The sequence below is a fragment of the Klebsiella sp. 141161 genome, from assembly GCF_050600815.1.
GTDB classification, from domain to species: Bacteria; Pseudomonadota; Gammaproteobacteria; order Enterobacterales; family Enterobacteriaceae; genus Klebsiella; species Klebsiella aerogenes.
This window is the reverse complement of sequence record NZ_JAQIRN010000004.1, coordinates 180,723-196,546: the sequence shown is the minus strand read 5'-3', so window position 1 is coordinate 196,546 and position 15,824 is coordinate 180,723. Positions and strand designations below refer to the sequence as shown.

Here is a 15,824-nt window from a genome sequence, read left to right as displayed (position 1 = left end):
ACTTTCCCTGCGGCTAGTTGGCGCTGCGTTCGTCCTTGCGTGCGCGACCTAATAAGGTCAATGCTGCCTCGCGCGCAATTTTTCCGCAATACAATACCTGATAAATTTCCTCGGTTATTGGCATTTCGACGCCTAAACGCTGCGCCAGAACGCGAACCTCTTTGGTATTGCGATAGCCTTCAACCACCTGGCCAATCTTGTCCTGCGCGCTTTGCACGTCCATGCCCTGTCCGAGCATCATGCCAAAACGGCGGTTACGCGATTGGTTATCGGTACAGGTCAGTACCAGGTCGCCCAACCCGGCCATGCCCATGAAGGTTTCCGGATCGGCGCCCAGCGCCGCGCCGAGACGGGACATTTCCACCAGCCCACGGGTGATCAACGCCGTACGGGCATTCGCGCCAAAGCCGATACCGTCAGACATTCCGGCGCCGATGGCGATAACGTTTTTCACCGCGCCGCCCAGCTGTACGCCGATAAAGTCCGGGTTGATGTAGACGCGGAAGCTTTTACCGCAGTGCAACAGGCGCTGAAGGTCTTCCGCAAACTGCGGATCCGTCGCCGCCAGCGAAATCGCCGTCGGCAGGCCGGCGGCCAGCTCTTTGGCGAAAGTCGGACCGGAGATGACCGCTAATGGGATGTCATCGCCCAGCGCTTCACGCGCCACGTCCTGCAGCAGACGGCCGGTTTCGGCCTCCAGACCTTTCGTCGCCCACACCAGACGCGCATCGGAACGCATCAGCGGTTTAATCTGGCGCAGAACCTGGCCGAAGACATGGCTCGGCACCACCACGAGGATATCGCGGCTGGCGGCCAGCGCCGTCGCTAAATCGCTCTCAAGGCGCAGCGTGTCCGGGAAGGGCACATCGGGAAGGAACGCGGCGTTGCAGCGATCGTGTTGCAGCGTCGCGATATGTTTCGGGTCATGACCCCAGAGGACGACCTCGTGGCCATTTCTTGCCAGGGTGATGGCAAGAGCGGTGCCGTAAGAGCCGGCACCGATCACAGTCATTGCAGCATTAAGCGCGTTCATCAGGCATCCTGATGTTGTTCAGCACCTTCGCCAGCCTGCTGTTGCAGATAGTTCATAAACAGCGCGTCAAAGTTCACCGGCGCAAGGTTCAGTTGCGGGAAGGTGCCGCGGGAAACCAGGCTGGTAACGGTCTCGCGAGCGTACGGGAACAGAATGTTCGGGCAGTACGCGCCGAGGCAGTGCGCCATCTGGTTGCCATCGATGCCGTCGATGGAGAAGATGCCGCCCTGCTGTACTTCGCACAGGAATGCGGTTTCTTCGCCCAGCGAAGCAGTTACGGTGACACGCAGCACCACTTCATAAACGCCTTCAGCCAACTGGCTGGAAGCGGTATCCAGATCAAGTTTAACTTCAGGCTGCCAATCTTTCTGGAAAACTTGCGGCGCATTTGGCGCTTCGAAGGAAACGTCTTTGGTGTAGATGCGCTGAATCTGGAAAGTCATTTCGGTGCTGTTTTGTTCTGACATAGTAAAACCCTTTCGTGTTGTCCTTAAATACGCGCCCCTGAATGGGGAAAGCGTAAAAATTAGCGCAAGAGGGGATCAAGTCCACCACGTGAATCAAGCGCATACAAGTCGTCACAGCCGCCAATGTGCTGCGCATCAATAAAAATCTGCGGAACCGTCGTCCGGCCGCTGCGCTGGATCATCTCTTCGCGCTTCGCGGCATCGCCATCGATAGGCAGTTCGTTGAACGTCACGCCCTTGCTGTTCAGCAGCGCTTTGGCGCGGATGCAGAACGGGCAGGTCGCTTTGGTATAGATCTCAATATTGGCCATGACTCACTCCTGTTTTTACCCCGAGGGATTTTACGCCGCAGATGCTCCCCCGCCGCCTGAGGGGTTATCGGGGGAACCGCTGCGCCATAACGACGCGGGGGTAAATTATTTGCCGCGTACCAGCGGAAGGTTCTCGCCGCTCCAGCCTGCGATGCCTTCTTTCAGTACAAAGACTTTTTCGAATCCGGCTTTATTCAGCAGGCTGGCAGGCTCTTGCGCCTGCATGCCGGACCCATCCACAACAATAATGGGTTGTGCTTTGTGTTTTTCCAACTCGCCGACGTTATTTGCTTTGATATCGGCAGGCAGCAGGTTGATAGCGCCAGCGATATGGCCTTTACGGAAGTCGTCACGCTGACGCAGGTCGACAACAACGGCTTCTTCTTTGTTGATAAGACGCGTCGCTTCACCACGGGTAATGACTTTAACTTTTGACATCAAGCCTTTAAAGGTGGTGAACAGTACCGCACCCAGCAGCGCGATCCACGCGATGCTCAGGACCGGGTGACGGCCGATGAATTGCATAATTTCTTGCATGGGGGGTTACAACTCCCGACTAAGTGATAAAAAAACCAGGGAAGGAGTATACCTGTGCATTGCGGCAAATACAGCCAGTGAGCGCGATGTAATGTATTTTCTGCGGCCCGTCACGAAAAAAAAGCCGACTTCGCCATCAGCTCTGGCGTCGCCTCTTCCCTTTCTTTGATCTTTTACGGTGATTTGATCGATTCAGCTGTAGTAAAATTACGCAAATTTTCTGTCTTTGAGCATGAGGTTGTCGCAATGTCGGTTACTAAAAAACCTATGGTACTGGTGATTCTGGATGGCTACGGCTACCGTGAAGACCAACAGGATAACGCCATTTATAGCGCTAAAACGCCGGTAATGGACGCGCTGTGGGCAAAACGTCCGCACACCCTGATTGACGCATCCGGTCTGGAAGTCGGCCTGCCTGACCGCCAGATGGGTAACTCCGAAGTGGGCCACGTAAACCTCGGCGCGGGTCGTATCGTGTATCAGGATCTGACCCGTCTGGACGTTGAAATCAAAGAACGCACCTTCTTCGCCAATCCGGTGCTGACCGGCGCGGTCGACAAAGCCGTCGCCGCCGGTAAAGCGGTACACATCATGGGCCTGATGTCGCCAGGCGGCGTTCACAGCCACGAAGACCACATCATGGCGATGGTAGAACTGGCCGCCGAACGCGGCGCAGAGAAAATCTATCTGCACGCTTTCCTCGATGGCCGCGACACGCCGCCGCGCAGCGCTGAAGCCACGCTGGCTAAATTCGAAGCTAAATTCACCGCGCTGGGCAAAGGCCGTATCGCCTCTATCATCGGCCGCTACTACGCCATGGACCGCGACAACCGCTGGGATCGCGTAGAACAAGCCTATGACCTGATGACGCTGGCCAAAGGCGAATTCCAGGCCGACACCGCGGTGGCGGGCCTGCAGGCAGCCTACGCCCGTGATGAAAACGACGAGTTCGTCAAAGCGACCGTTATCCGCGCCGTGGGCCAGGCCGATGCCGCGATGGAAGACGGCGACGCGCTGATCTTCATGAACTTCCGCGCTGACCGCGCGCGCGAAATCACCCGCGCCTTCGTTAACGCCGACTTCGACGGCTTCGCGCGTAAGAAAGTCGTTAACCTCGATTTCGTGATGCTGACCGAATACGCCGCCGACATCAAAGTCGCTTGCGCTTATCCGCCAGCTTCACTGGTTAACACTTTCGGCGAGTGGATGGCGAAGCACGACAAAACCCAGCTGCGCATCTCCGAAACCGAGAAATATGCGCACGTGACCTTCTTCTTTAACGGCGGCGTAGAAGATCCGTTCAAAGGCGAAGACCGTATTCTGATTAACTCGCCGAAGGTTGCCACTTACGACCTGCAGCCGGAAATGAGCTCTGCCGAGCTGACCGAAAAACTGGTTGCGGCCATCAAAGGCGGCCAGTATGACACCATCATCTGTAACTACCCGAATGGCGATATGGTTGGCCATACCGGGGTGATGGAAGCGGCGGTGAAAGCGGTTGAAGCACTGGATCACTGTATCGAACAAGTGACCGCGGCCGTTGAATCCGTCGGCGGTCAGCTGCTGATCACCGCCGACCACGGCAACGCCGAGCAAATGCGCGATCCGGCGACCGGACAGGCGCACACCGCGCATACTAACCTGCCGGTTCCGCTCATCTACGTTGGCGACAAAACCGTGAAAGTAGCCGAAGGCGGCAAGCTTTCCGACATCGCGCCAACCATGCTATCGCTGATGGGAATGGAAATCCCGCAAGAGATGACTGGCAAGCCGCTGTTCATCGTGGAATAATCCTTCCCCATGAGGGGAAAGGCGACTTATTCAAATACATGGATCGCAACGGCTGTTCGATCCGTTCTTTACGCCAGCGCGCTTAGCGCTGGCGTATTGCTGTGCGCCGCATCCGCTCACGCCGATGACCGCGACCAGCTGAAATCCATTCAGGCCGATATCGCCGCCAAACAGCGCGCGATTCAGCAACAGCAGCAGCAACGTTCCTCTCTGCTCGCCCAGCTAAAAGCGCAGGAAGAAGCGATCTCCGCCGCCGCGCGTAAGCTGCGTGAAACTCAGGATACCCTCAACCAGCTCAATAAGCAGATCGACGAGATGAACGCGTCTATCGCTAAGCTGGAGCGCCAGCGTGCCTCCCAGGAACGTAACCTCGCCGCGCAGCTTGACGCCGCCTTCCGCCAGGGGCCGCATACCGGCATGCAGATGATCCTCAGCGGCGAAGAGGGGCAGCGCAACCAGCGCCTGCAGGCCTATTTTGGTTACTTTAACCAGGCCCGTCAGGAGACCATCGCCCAGCTCAAGCAGACGCGCGAAGAAGTCGCGGTACAGAAATCGATGCTGGAAGAAAAACAAAGCCAGCAGCAAACGCTGGTTTACGAGCAAAAAGCGCAGCAGGCCAAGCTTGAGCAGGCGCGCAACGAGCGTAAAAAGACGCTCTCCAGCCTCGAGTCCTCCATTCAGAAAGGCCAACAGCAGCTCAGCGAACTGCGCGCTAACGAATCGCGCCTGCGCGGCCGCATCGCCCAGGCGGAAGCGGCAGCCAAAGCCCGCGCCGATCGCGAGGCTCGTGATGCCCAGGCGGTACGCGACCGTCAGCAGGAAGCCTCGCGCAAAGGCACCACCTATAAACCAACCGAAAGCGAACGTTCATTGATGTCGCGAACCGGCGGCCTCGGCGCGCCGCGCGGTCAGGCCTTCTGGCCGGTTCGCGGAACAATTCTTCATCGTTATGGCGAACAGCTGCAAGGTGAACTACGTTGGAAAGGGATGGTTATCGCTGCGTCTGAGGGCACCGAAGTCAAAGCCATTGCCGACGGTCGGGTGATCCTCGCCGACTGGCTGCAGGGCTACGGCCTGGTGGTCGTCGTTGAACACGGCAAAGGCGACATGAGTCTTTACGGCTATAACCAAAGCGCGCTGGTCAGCGTCGGTACCCAGGTCCGCGCGGGCCAGGCTATCGCGCTGGTAGGCAGTAGCGGCGGTCAGGGTCGTCCGTCGCTCTATTTCGAAATTCGCCGCCAGGGTCAGGCGGTCAATCCACAGCCGTGGTTGGGAAGATAAGTTTTGCTTCAATTTCGCATGATTGCACTTGCTGTAGCCGGTTCACTGGCTATTGCTGCGCCGGTTTTCGCCGGTAAACTCTCTATCGTTATCGATGATTTCGGCTACCGTCCGCAGACGGAAAATAAGGTGCTGGCGCTGCCGCCCACCATCTCCGTTGCCGTGCTGCCGAATGCCCCCCACGCCCGGGAAATGGCCACCAAAGCACATAATCTGGGCCATGAAGTATTGATCCACCTGCCGATGGCGCCGCTCAGCAAGCAACCGCTGGAAAAAGACACCCTGCGCCCGGATATGAGCAGCGATGAGATCGAACGTATTATTCGTGAGGCTTACGGTAAAGTGCCTTACGCGGTCGGGTTGAACAACCACATGGGTAGCGCCATGACTTCTAACCTGTTCGGCATGCAGAAGGTGATGCAGGCGCTGGAACGCTACAATCTCTATTTTCTCGATAGTGTGACTATCGGCAACACCCAGGCCATGCGTGCCGCTCAGGGAACCGGCGTGAAGGTAATTAAACGCAAAGTGTTTCTCGACGACACCCAGAACGAGGCGGACATCCGCACTCAGTTCAATCGCGCCATCGCGCTGGCGCGGCGTAACGGTTCGGCTATCGCCATTGGTCATCCCCATCCTTCAACGGTGCGGGTACTACAGCAAATGGTTTATAACCTGCCGCCAGATATCACGCTGGTGCGCCCGAGCAGCCTGCTAAACGAACCGCAGGTCGACAACTCGACGCCGAACACGCCTGCCCAGCCAAACGTGCCGCAGCAGCAGAAGCCGCGTAACCCGTTCCACGGCGTGAAGTACTGCAAACCGAAGCGTCCGCTGGAGCCGGTGAACGCCAGCCGCTTCTTTAGCATTCTGAGCGAAAGCATCAGCCAGAGCGCACTGGTCCAGTATTACCAGCTTAAATGGCAGGGCTGGGATAGCCCCACCAACTAATCTTCATCAGGGATCCGTGCGCTTCTCCGTCACGGTTCCCTGCCGCTTACCGTCGTGAGCATACCAGGCTTTAAAATACTTCATGAAGCTGTACAAGGTGGCGTACAAGCCGGTTACCGCCCCCACTTTGCCGCTGCGCCACGCGCCGCTGAACAGATACCACTTAAAAAATGCGCCGATAGCGCTGATGATCCCGCGACTGAGCGACGGCCTGACCTTCTGCGCCTTCACCAGCCGGGTGGTATAGCTGTTGAGCTTGTTAAACACCTCATGCAGTGAATAGAAGGTGTCGTGGCGGACAAAGCCCGGCAGCCTTATCGAGGTCAGATGGCCGACCACCTGATCGTCTACCGGCCGCTGGTTAAAACTGGCCCGCTGGCGGTTGAACAGGCGTACCGGGTAATCCGGCGATGAGATGGGATAAATAGTCCGCACCTGTTCGCCAAGCACGAACCAGTAGCGCGGCAGGCGCCATGCACAACTGGGGTCCGGCTCCTCTCCCGCCTTAAGCGCCAGAATCGCCGCAACCACTTGTTCATCCAGAATTTCATCGCTATCCATACATAGCACCCAGTCATGGGTCGCCAGCGAGGTCGCATAGTTCATCTGCAGGCCGTGGGCGGCATAGGGGTGGTGATGAACCGTTATGCCAAACTGCTGACATATCTGCAGCGTTTCATCCGTACTGCCTGAATCAACGACAATAAACTCATCCGCCACCCGCAACAGCGGCGGCAAGACTTCCCGTAATAAGCGGGCCGAATTACAGGTAAGCAAGCATACTGAGAGCTTAAACATAGGGTTTATGCGATTAAACGAAGAGTAAACCAACTGTATAAACGAATAGGCAAAAGATCGATGCGGAAATAGTGCGGTAGATACGTATTATTTTAGAAATGTTATCCAAATCTAAATAAATCTACCTTGAGATAAATTTCATCACCTTGCCCGATACCGCCAGGTGTCAGTTATCGGGTTTGAGATGCTCCCTCCTGATGTACCCCCGTTTATCACTCATACGGTCCGCTTTGCTGTCATCGTAAAGAGCGGCATAGATCCAGTATTTGTTAATAGTGCGTATTTTAACCACCACGTCATCAGCCATAACGGAATATGTATTATTCGCATTATCATCTGGCCATTCTTTGAATGAATGCTGATTCCATTCATGCTGTAAATGATATGTCGTTAACCAGGGATAGCGTCCGTCCCCGCCGCAGGGGACCTGAGCATGCATATCGTCGATATTGGATACAGGTTTATTTTGCGCAGGAACAAAAGAAAGCAATACGGCGCTATAATTCTCACTGCTGCATTCAGTATACTGCGCGATATTATTAACCAGCAGACTGCCCTGCTGGTTAACGTACCACTCGCGAAATCTGATAAAATTTTCTGGGATATCACTAAAGTTCTGCCGAATAAACAGCAACTGTTCTTTCAGCGTTCCCTTAACATATATATTGATGACTTTTTTAAATTTCCCCTGGTCATCCAGCCAATAATAGCGAAATCCGAGGGCCGGAACATTAATGGTCGCATTATCGCTCCATTGCGCCTTCCAGTAGGCTTGCAGCACGCCATGTTCAAGCCTTTGCTCAGCCAGGATGCTGAAACTCATAAAAAACAGTAACGCCGGTAAAACAATACTCTTCAATTGCCAAAGACGGTTGATAAAAATAGGGTGCGCCATATATACCATCCTTGTTAAATGAAGATATGGCAGAATATAAATAAAACTGGGTTCAGTTCAATAGTGGCTGTGGTAATAACAAAAACTTTATTATCAATATATATGTGAAGAATATGCTGCCCATAAACTATGGGCAGCAAGAATGCTTATTAGCGTCATCCTGACGATAATAAGTTTAATCCCAGCTCAGTACCACTTTGCCAGACTGGCCGGAGCGCATCGCGTCAAAGCCTTTCTGGAAGTCATCAATACCGAAACGGTGGGTGATAATTGGCGAAAGATCGAGGCCAGACTGGATCAGCGCCGCCATCTTATACCAGGTTTCAAACATTTCGCGGCCGTAAATCCCTTTGATAAACAGCCCCTTGAAGATGACCTTGGTCCAGTCGATAGACATATCCGACGGAGGAATACCCAGCATCGCAATACGTCCGCCGTGGTTCATGGTATCAAGCATGGTGCGGAACGCCGGCGGCGCGCCGGACATCTCCAGACCCACGTCGAAGCCTTCGGTCATCCCCAGCTCCGCCATCACATCGTTCAGATTCTCTTTGGCGACGTTAACCGCACGGGTGACGCCCATTTTACGCGCCAGCTCCAGGCGATATTCGTTAACATCGGTAATCACCACGTTACGCGCGCCGACATGTTTCGCCACCGCCGCGGCCATCACGCCAATCGGGCCAGCGCCGGAAACCAGAACATCTTCACCGACCAGGTCGAAGGAGAGCGCGGTATGCACAGCGTTGCCGAACGGGTCGAAGATGGATGCCAGATCGTCAGAGATATTGTCCGGGATTTTGAAAGCGTTGAAGGCCGGGATCACCAGATATTCAGCGAAACAGCCCGGGCGGTTTACCCCCACGCCGATGGTATTACGGCACAGATGCGTGCGACCGCCGCGACAGTTACGGCAGTGTCCGCAGGTGATATGCCCTTCGCCGGAAACGCGATCGCCAAGCTTAAAGCCGCGAACTTCCTGACCGATACCCACGACTTCGCCGACATACTCATGCCCCACCACCATTGGTACCGGGATGGTTTTCTGCGACCATTCGTCCCAGTTATAGATGTGCACGTCGGTACCGCAAATCGCGGTCTTACGGATTTTAATCAGCAGATCGTTATGGCCGACTTCCGGTTCCGGTACGTCGGTCATCCAGATGCCTTCTTCCGCTTTCAGTTTGGATAACGCTTTCATCTCACACCCTTATTAGGCGATGACGCCCAGTTGTTTGCCGATGCGGGTAAAGGCTTCCACCGCACGTTCAATTTGTTCAGGGGTATGCGCCGCCGACATCTGGGTGCGAATACGCGCCTGGCCTTTTGGAACCACCGGATAGAAGAAACCGGTGACGTAAATACCTTCTTTTTGCAATTCGCGCGCGAACTCCTGGGCGACGGTAGCTTCACCGAGCATCACCGGGATAATCGCGTGGTCGGCGCCTGCCAGGGTAAAGCCTGCTGCGGTCATTTTTTCGCGGAACAGGCGCGCGTTAGCCCACAGGCGATCGCGCAGTTCGCTGCCCGCTTCCACCATCTCCAGCACCTTGATGGAAGCGGCGACAATGGCCGGCGCCAGGGAGTTGGAGAACAGATAGGGACGAGAACGCTGGCGCAGCCACTCAACGACTTCTTTGCGCGCGGCGGTGTAACCGCCTGACGCGCCGCCCAGCGCTTTACCCAACGTGCCGGTGATGATGTCGACGCGGCCCATCACGTCGCAATATTCATGGGAACCGCGGCCGTTTTCGCCGACAAAGCCCACGGCGTGAGAATCATCGACCATCACCAGCGCATCATATTTATCCGCCAGGTCGCAGACGCCTTTCAGGTTGGCGATCACGCCGTCCATCGAGAAAACGCCATCGGTAGCGATCAGCACGTGGCGAGCGCCGGCTTCGCGCGCTTCTTTCAGACGCGCTTCCAGCTCCTGCATATCGTTGTTGGCATAGCGGAAACGCTTAGCTTTGCACAGGCGCACGCCGTCGATGATCGACGCGTGGTTCAGGGCATCAGAGATAATGGCATCTTCCGGCCCAAGCAGCGTTTCAAACAGGCCGCCGTTGGCATCAAAGCAAGAGGAGTAGAGAATCGCGTCTTCCATACCGAGGAAATCCGCCAGCTTCTTCTCGAGCTGCTTATGTGTGTCCTGGGTACCGCAGATGAAGCGCACCGAGGCCATCCCGAAGCCGTGGCTGTCCATGCCGGATTTCGCCGCGGCAATCAGTTCCGGGTGGTTCGCCAGGCCCAGATAGTTGTTGGCGCAGAAGTTAATGACGTGGCTGTCGCCGACGGTGATGTCCGCCTGCTGAGCCGAAGTAATGATACGCTCTTCTTTAAACAACCCTTCCGCGCGCGCGGTATCCAGGTCATTGGTTAACTGTTTGTAGAAATCACCACGCATTGCAACTCTCCAGATTCGGCAAAATTTGGCACATATTACCCAAAGCTATACGTTGATACGAGATGATGCATGCCTGAATGAATAATTTGCAGCATAAATCACGCACGGCCAGCACCTTTTCGGCGAATGGCTGAAGCCTTTCGGATGTAGTGATATGATAGGAGTATTCATGTCCGGATTGTTTCCGGGCTTTCTACTTCAAAGGTACAGTTATGATCATCGTAACCGGCGGCGCAGGCTTTATCGGCAGCAACATCGTTAAAGCCCTGAATGACAAAGGCATCACCGATATTCTGGTTGTAGACAATCTGAAAGACGGCACCAAATTCGTAAACCTGGTGGATCTGGACATCGCTGACTACATGGATAAAGAAGATTTTCTGATCCAGATTATGGCCGGCGAAGAGTTTGGCGAGATTGAAGCGGTATTTCACGAAGGCGCCTGCTCTTCCACTACCGAGTGGGACGGCAAGTATGTGATGGATAACAACTATCAGTACTCCAAAGAGGTGCTGCACTACTGCCTGGAGCGCGAAATCCCGTTCCTGTACGCCTCTTCCGCCGCCACCTACGGCGGGCGCACCAGCGACTTTATCGAGTCCCGCGAATTTGAAAAACCGCTGAACGTCTACGGCTACTCTAAATTCCTGTTCGACGAATACGTCCGTCAGATCCTGCCGGAAGCGGATTCACAGATCGTCGGGTTCCGTTATTTCAACGTCTACGGGCCGCGCGAAGGGCACAAAGGCAGCATGGCGAGCGTGGCCTTCCACCTCAATACCCAGCTGAATAATGGCGAAAGTCCGAAACTGTTCGAAGGCAGCGACGGCTTCAAACGCGACTTCGTCTATGTCGGCGACGTCGCCGCGGTGAACCTGTGGTTCTGGGAAAATGGCGTTTCCGGTATCTTCAACCTCGGTACCGGCCGCGCGGAATCTTTCCAGGCCGTCGCCGATGCGACCCTGGCGTACCATAAGAAAGGCAGCATTGAATACATCCCGTTCCCGGACAAACTGAAAGGCCGCTATCAGGCATTCACGCAGGCCGACCTGACTAACCTGCGTAAAGCGGGCTATGACAAACCGTTCAAAACCGTTGCCGAAGGCGTAACGGAATATATGGCCTGGCTCAACCGCGACGCGTAAGAAACAAGCATGAAAATATTGGTGATAGGCCCGTCTTGGGTGGGCGACATGATGATGTCGCAAAGTCTTTATCGTACGCTCAGGGCGCGCTATCCCCAGGCGATTATCGACGTGATGGCGCCGGCATGGTGCCGTCCGTTGTTATCGCGCATGCCGGAAGTCAACGAAGCGATCGCCATGCCGCTCGGCCACGGCGCGCTGGCTATCGGCGAACGCCGCAAACTCGGCCACAGTCTGCGCGATCGTCGCTACGATCGCGCTTACGTGCTGCCGAACTCGTTTAAATCGGCATTGGTGCCATTCTTTGCCAACATCCCGCTGCGCACCGGCTGGCGCGGCGAGATGCGCTATGGCCTGCTTAACGACGCCCGCGTGCTGGATAAAGACGCCTGGCCGCTGATGGTGGAGCGCTACGTGGCGCTGGCCTACGACAACGGCGTCATGCGCTGCGCTAAAGACCTTCCGCAGCCGCTGCTATGGCCGCAGCTGCAGGTCAACGACGGCGAAAAATCACAGGCCTGCAACGCCTTTAATCTTTCAAACGATCGGCCCATTATCGGCTTCTGCCCCGGCGCAGAGTTCGGCCCTGCCAAACGCTGGCCGCATTACCACTACGCCGCGCTGGCGAAAAAGCTCATTGACGATGGTTATCAGATTGCGCTCTTCGGCTCGGCGAAAGATAACGATGCCGGCAAAGAGATCATCGCCGCGCTTAGCAGCGAGCAGCAGGCCTGGTGTCGTAACCTGGCTGGCGAAACCCAGCTGGAACAGGCCGTGATTCTGATTGCCGCCTGTCAGGCCGTGGTCAGCAACGATTCGGGGTTGATGCACGTCGCCGCCGCGCTGGACCGCCCGTTGGTGGCGCTTTACGGCCCGAGCAGCCCGGACTTTACCCCGCCCCTGTCGCATAAAGCGCGGGTTATTCGCCTGATTAGCGGCTACCACAAGGTGCGCAAAGGCGATGCCGCTGAGGGCTATCATCAAAGCCTGATCGACATCACTCCAGAACGCGTCCTGCAAGAGCTGAACGAACTGTTAGCGGAAAAAACCGAGCACGAGGAAGCGTAGCGGATGCGGGTATTGATCGTAAAAACCTCGTCCATGGGCGACGTGCTGCACACGCTGCCCGCGCTAACCGACGCCGCGCAGGCCATCCCCGGTATCCGCTTTGACTGGGTGGTTGAAGAAGGCTTCGCGCAGATCCCTTCATGGCATGCCGCCGTCGAGCGGGTGATTCCGGTGGCGATTCGCCGCTGGCGCAAAGCCTGGTTTTCCGCGCCTATCAAAGCGGAAAGAAAAGCCTTTCGCGATGCCGTAAAGGCCGTCAACTACGATGCCATTATTGATGCGCAGGGGCTGGTGAAAAGCGCCGCGCTGGTAACGCGTCTGGCGCACGGCGTCAAACATGGCATGGACTGGCAGTCCGCCCGCGAGCCGCTGGCAAGCCTGTTTTATAACCGTCGCCACCATATTGCTGTCGAGCAGCACGCAGTAGAGCGTACGCGCGAACTGTTCGCCAAAAGCCTGGGCTATGCCAGGCCGCAAACGCAGGGTGATTACGCCATCGCGCGCCACTTTATTCGCCCTGACGCACCGGCAACAGAGCCGTATCTGGTCTTCCTGCACGCCACCACCCGCGATGATAAACACTGGCCGGAAGCATGCTGGCAAGCGCTTCTCGATCTACTGGCAGGTAGCGGCGTACGTATTAAGCTGCCGTGGGGCGCGCCGCACGAAGAGGCGCGGGCAAAACGGCTGGCGGAAGGACGCGATAACGTCGATGTACTGCCGCGCATGAGCCTTGAGCAGGTTGCGCAGATTCTGGCTGGCGCACGCGGCGTGGTTTCCGTCGACACCGGGTTGAGCCATCTGACCGCGGCGCTCGATAAACCCAATTTCACGCTCTACGGCCCAACCGATCCGGGACTGATTGGCGGATATGGTAAAAACCAGCATATTGTCCGCCCGCCGCACGGTAGCAGCACCGGCGATATTACCGCTGAGCATGTTCAGCAACTGTTGCAAGCACAGGGATTGGTTTAATGGGATCGCTATTCAAGCAAATTTATCGCTATACCCGCCCGCGCGCCTATCGCCACAATGAAAACCTGTGGCCGTGGGTAAAGATCCGCCGGGCGGAAAGCGGTGAAATTTGTGCCTTACAATACAAGGGCGAATCGGTACCGCTGTGTAGCCTAAGTGAATTAAAAAACGCTTTCTCCGGGCCAATGCTGCTCACCGCGACCGGCCCATCGATCAACGATGTCGATTTTTCGATTATCCCGTCATCGTTGCCGGTAATGGGCGTCAACGGCGCTTACTTTCTCGAAGGAAAGCTAGGGTTTTCTCTGTATCTGATCGTTGATATGGAGTTTTTTGATCGTAAACCCGAGGTTATCGCCGGTATTGTCAGTAATCCGCGAATCCTCTTTTTTACCACTACCCACGGTATTGCCAAAATCATTGAGCGCATCGGGCTCAACAATATTCAGTGTCGACTCGCCCTGATTGAAGATGCCTGTTATAAGATTTACCAGCCGAAGATCCCCGGAAACGATATCGCAACGGCCTTTAGCCGCTCCCCAAGTGCGCTTTTGCACCAGCACTTAAGCCATATTGGTTTCTCAACCGATATTCGCAAAGGGATATTTGATGCGGGAACGGTGGCTTACTGGGCGCTGCAGATTATCGCCTGGCTGGGATTCAACAGAATTATTATTGCCGGTCTGGATATGAATAATTTTGAGCAACCGCGATTTTATGAAAACGGCGACAATAAGCTCCCATCCTATCTCGCAGATAAAGTAGATGGTATGGTTTTCCCCGCCTTTGAACTCGCCAGCCGTCATTTACAGGCAAAGGGTATTACGGTAATTAATCTTTCCCTTAATAGCGCAATTCCTGAACAGGTATTTCCTAAAATGCCGTTATCTCAAGCGCTACATGAAGTGGCCTGAACGGCCACTTCATCATTCCATCACGATTCTTCCGCAGACTTTTCCGGCGATAACGCCGTGAAAACGGCTAACGCCACAATAAACATAATGATAAATCTGTCGTGGATAAACAGAGTATCGACGCAGCCAAAAAGAATCACCGGCGCGCCAATAAACGCCAATGCGCATTTCAGCGTCGCCTTTCTGTAAACATAGAGCAGCATCGCGCCATACAACGCCAGCAGGAAGAGGCCGCCAATAACGCCCTGTAGCGACATGGTTTCGATCAAATCATTATGAAGATGATAAACAATGTTGCGCAACCCCTCTGGATTCCCCTGCTCTTTCTCATACATCAATTGCGAGAGGATCTGGAAACGCTGCTGCGAGCTTACGCCACCGGGATGAGCAATAATTTCATAGATCCCGGTATGCCACATACTGAGCCGGGAACCCATCGAGGTATTGTTATCGCTTTGATAGTCCGAGATCTCAGTGACCGCTTCACTCGCCCGATCTTTCAGCGAGGGAAACGCCAACTCAATCACTGCCAGGCCAGCAACCAACAGCATCAGGCACGCCAGCGCTGATTTTTTCTTCGACATCACGTTACCGGTCAGTAGGGCATAGAGCAGTACCGCCGGATAAATAAGCAGCGCCGAGCGAGTTTCGGTCAGGAAAATAATCCACAGCGAGAAAAATATCACACCGCTGGCAATATAGTTGCGATAGCGGATATTGACGCAAGCTAAAGCATACAGCGTCAATAACGAGTATATCGTATAAAGATAGGCGCTTAGAGTTGCGGAGTTATCGATTCTCAGACGATCGCCGGAAACAAAAAAATGATAATGTAAAGCGTACAACGTCAATACTGAAAAGCCCGCGACTAATGCGTAACTCAAACTTTTGCCATATTGTATTGCTGTTGTCCGTAATACCGCTGGCAAGAGTAGCATCATCACCGAGCCGATCATCAAATAAGCGCCTGAGCGAGGATAGCTAACATCAGCCATATAAATTTCAGACGGATTACCCGGAAAGCGATATGACCAAATAAGCTGTGAGGCCCCTAACATCAATAACGTCAGAGACAGAAATATCTCCTCTTTTTTAAAAGTAAGACGCTTTCTGTTAATTACGGCATAAATTAAGGTAATCACCGAAGACAGGTAAAAAAGATTCCTACCCATGATTTTCTCCGGCATCACAAAAACACATGACAATATTGCCAGAAGCAATATTGTCACAGGCGACATCACTTTACTCATA

16 protein-coding genes are annotated in these 15,824 nt (G+C 54.8%); 7 read left to right on the top strand and 9 right to left on the bottom strand.

The features are described 5' to 3' along the window. Window positions 1-13: 13 nt before the first annotated feature. The 4 genes from gpsA to PGR79_RS12790 all read right to left on the bottom strand — a co-directional run bounded on the left by gpsA (window position 14) and on the right by PGR79_RS12790 (window position 2,348). Window positions 14-1,033, bottom strand: coding sequence for an NAD(P)H-dependent glycerol-3-phosphate dehydrogenase (gpsA, locus tag PGR79_RS12805; RefSeq protein WP_015369181.1), 1,020 nt, complete (start codon window positions 1,031-1,033; stop codon window positions 14-16). Next, window positions 1,033-1,500, bottom strand: coding sequence for a protein-export chaperone SecB (gene secB / locus PGR79_RS12800; protein WP_015369180.1), 468 nt, complete (start codon window positions 1,498-1,500; stop codon window positions 1,033-1,035). The genes gpsA and secB overlap by 1 nt, the downstream gene beginning before the upstream one ends. 59 nt (window positions 1,501-1,559) lie before the next feature. Beyond that, the gene (grxC, locus tag PGR79_RS12795; RefSeq protein WP_015369179.1) at window positions 1,560-1,811 is read right to left on the bottom strand and encodes a glutaredoxin 3; all 252 of its coding nucleotides are present in this window, start codon (window positions 1,809-1,811) and stop codon (window positions 1,560-1,562) included. A 105-nt stretch (window positions 1,812-1,916) separates the two neighbouring features. After that, window positions 1,917-2,348: a rhodanese-like domain-containing protein gene (locus tag PGR79_RS12790; protein WP_015369178.1), complete on the bottom strand. Its 432-nt coding sequence runs from the start codon at window positions 2,346-2,348 to the stop codon at window positions 1,917-1,919. Window positions 2,349-2,594: 246 nt separating this feature from the next. Between PGR79_RS12790 and gpmM the strand changes: the two genes are divergently transcribed. From gpmM to PGR79_RS12775, 3 genes are read left to right on the top strand one after another with little or no spacing between them, the layout of a single operon-like run. Beyond that, window positions 2,595-4,139: a 2,3-bisphosphoglycerate-independent phosphoglycerate mutase gene (gpmM, locus tag PGR79_RS12785; protein WP_113374038.1), complete on the top strand. Its 1,545-nt coding sequence runs from the start codon at window positions 2,595-2,597 to the stop codon at window positions 4,137-4,139. 9 nt (window positions 4,140-4,148) lie between these two features. Further along, window positions 4,149-5,420 carry a murein hydrolase activator EnvC gene (gene envC / locus PGR79_RS12780; RefSeq protein WP_045390637.1) on the top strand — a complete coding sequence of 424 codons (1,272 nt, stop codon included), beginning with the start codon at window positions 4,149-4,151 and terminating at the stop codon, window positions 5,418-5,420. Between the two features lie 3 nt (window positions 5,421-5,423). Continuing rightward, entirely contained in the window at window positions 5,424-6,371 is a 948-nt protein-coding gene (locus PGR79_RS12775; RefSeq protein WP_045390634.1) for a divergent polysaccharide deacetylase family protein, read from the top strand. Window positions 6,372-6,377: 6 nt separating this feature from the next. Here PGR79_RS12775 and PGR79_RS12770 read toward each other — a convergent pair whose 3' ends face one another. The 4 genes from PGR79_RS12770 to kbl all read right to left on the bottom strand — a co-directional run bounded on the left by PGR79_RS12770 (window position 6,378) and on the right by kbl (window position 10,471). Next, window positions 6,378-7,169 carry a glycosyltransferase family 2 protein gene (locus PGR79_RS12770; protein ID WP_087858941.1) on the bottom strand — a complete coding sequence of 264 codons (792 nt, stop codon included), beginning with the start codon at window positions 7,167-7,169 and terminating at the stop codon, window positions 6,378-6,380. A 166-nt stretch (window positions 7,170-7,335) separates the two neighbouring features. After that, entirely contained in the window at window positions 7,336-8,064 is a 729-nt protein-coding gene (locus PGR79_RS12765) for a hypothetical protein (RefSeq protein ID WP_213317601.1), read from the bottom strand. 175 nt (window positions 8,065-8,239) lie between these two features. Continuing rightward, window positions 8,240-9,265 (bottom strand): L-threonine 3-dehydrogenase, encoded by a 1,026-nt coding sequence (gene tdh / locus PGR79_RS12760; RefSeq protein WP_015369171.1) that lies wholly within the window; start codon window positions 9,263-9,265, stop codon window positions 8,240-8,242. Window positions 9,266-9,277: 12 nt separating this feature from the next. Further along, window positions 9,278-10,471, bottom strand: a complete 1,194-nt coding sequence (gene kbl, locus PGR79_RS12755; RefSeq protein ID WP_113374040.1) for a glycine C-acetyltransferase — start codon at window positions 10,469-10,471, stop codon at window positions 9,278-9,280. A 212-nt stretch (window positions 10,472-10,683) separates the two neighbouring features. On the opposite strand from kbl, the gene rfaD reads away from it, so the two are divergent. From rfaD to PGR79_RS12735, 4 genes are read left to right on the top strand one after another with little or no spacing between them, the layout of a single operon-like run. Continuing rightward, on the top strand, window positions 10,684-11,616 hold the full coding sequence (gene rfaD, locus PGR79_RS12750; RefSeq protein WP_045390625.1) for an ADP-glyceromanno-heptose 6-epimerase: 933 nt from the start codon (window positions 10,684-10,686) through the stop codon (window positions 11,614-11,616). A 9-nt stretch (window positions 11,617-11,625) separates the two neighbouring features. Next, window positions 11,626-12,684: an ADP-heptose--LPS heptosyltransferase RfaF gene (gene rfaF / locus PGR79_RS12745; protein ID WP_015703797.1), complete on the top strand. Its 1,059-nt coding sequence runs from the start codon at window positions 11,626-11,628 to the stop codon at window positions 12,682-12,684. A 3-nt stretch (window positions 12,685-12,687) separates the two neighbouring features. Continuing rightward, entirely contained in the window at window positions 12,688-13,659 is a 972-nt protein-coding gene (gene rfaC / locus PGR79_RS12740; protein WP_087858938.1) for a lipopolysaccharide heptosyltransferase RfaC, read from the top strand. Beyond that, the gene (locus tag PGR79_RS12735) at window positions 13,659-14,573 is read left to right on the top strand and encodes a sugar glycosyltransferase (protein ID WP_087858937.1); all 915 of its coding nucleotides are present in this window, start codon (window positions 13,659-13,661) and stop codon (window positions 14,571-14,573) included. The genes rfaC and PGR79_RS12735 overlap by 1 nt, the downstream gene beginning before the upstream one ends. A 20-nt stretch (window positions 14,574-14,593) precedes the next feature. Here the strand turns inward: PGR79_RS12735 and PGR79_RS12730 are convergent, their stop codons facing one another. Next, complete coding sequence (locus PGR79_RS12730) at window positions 14,594-15,823, bottom strand: O-antigen ligase family protein (protein WP_087858936.1); 1,230 nt, start codon at window positions 15,821-15,823, stop codon at window positions 14,594-14,596. Window position 15,824 lies beyond the last annotated feature (1 nt).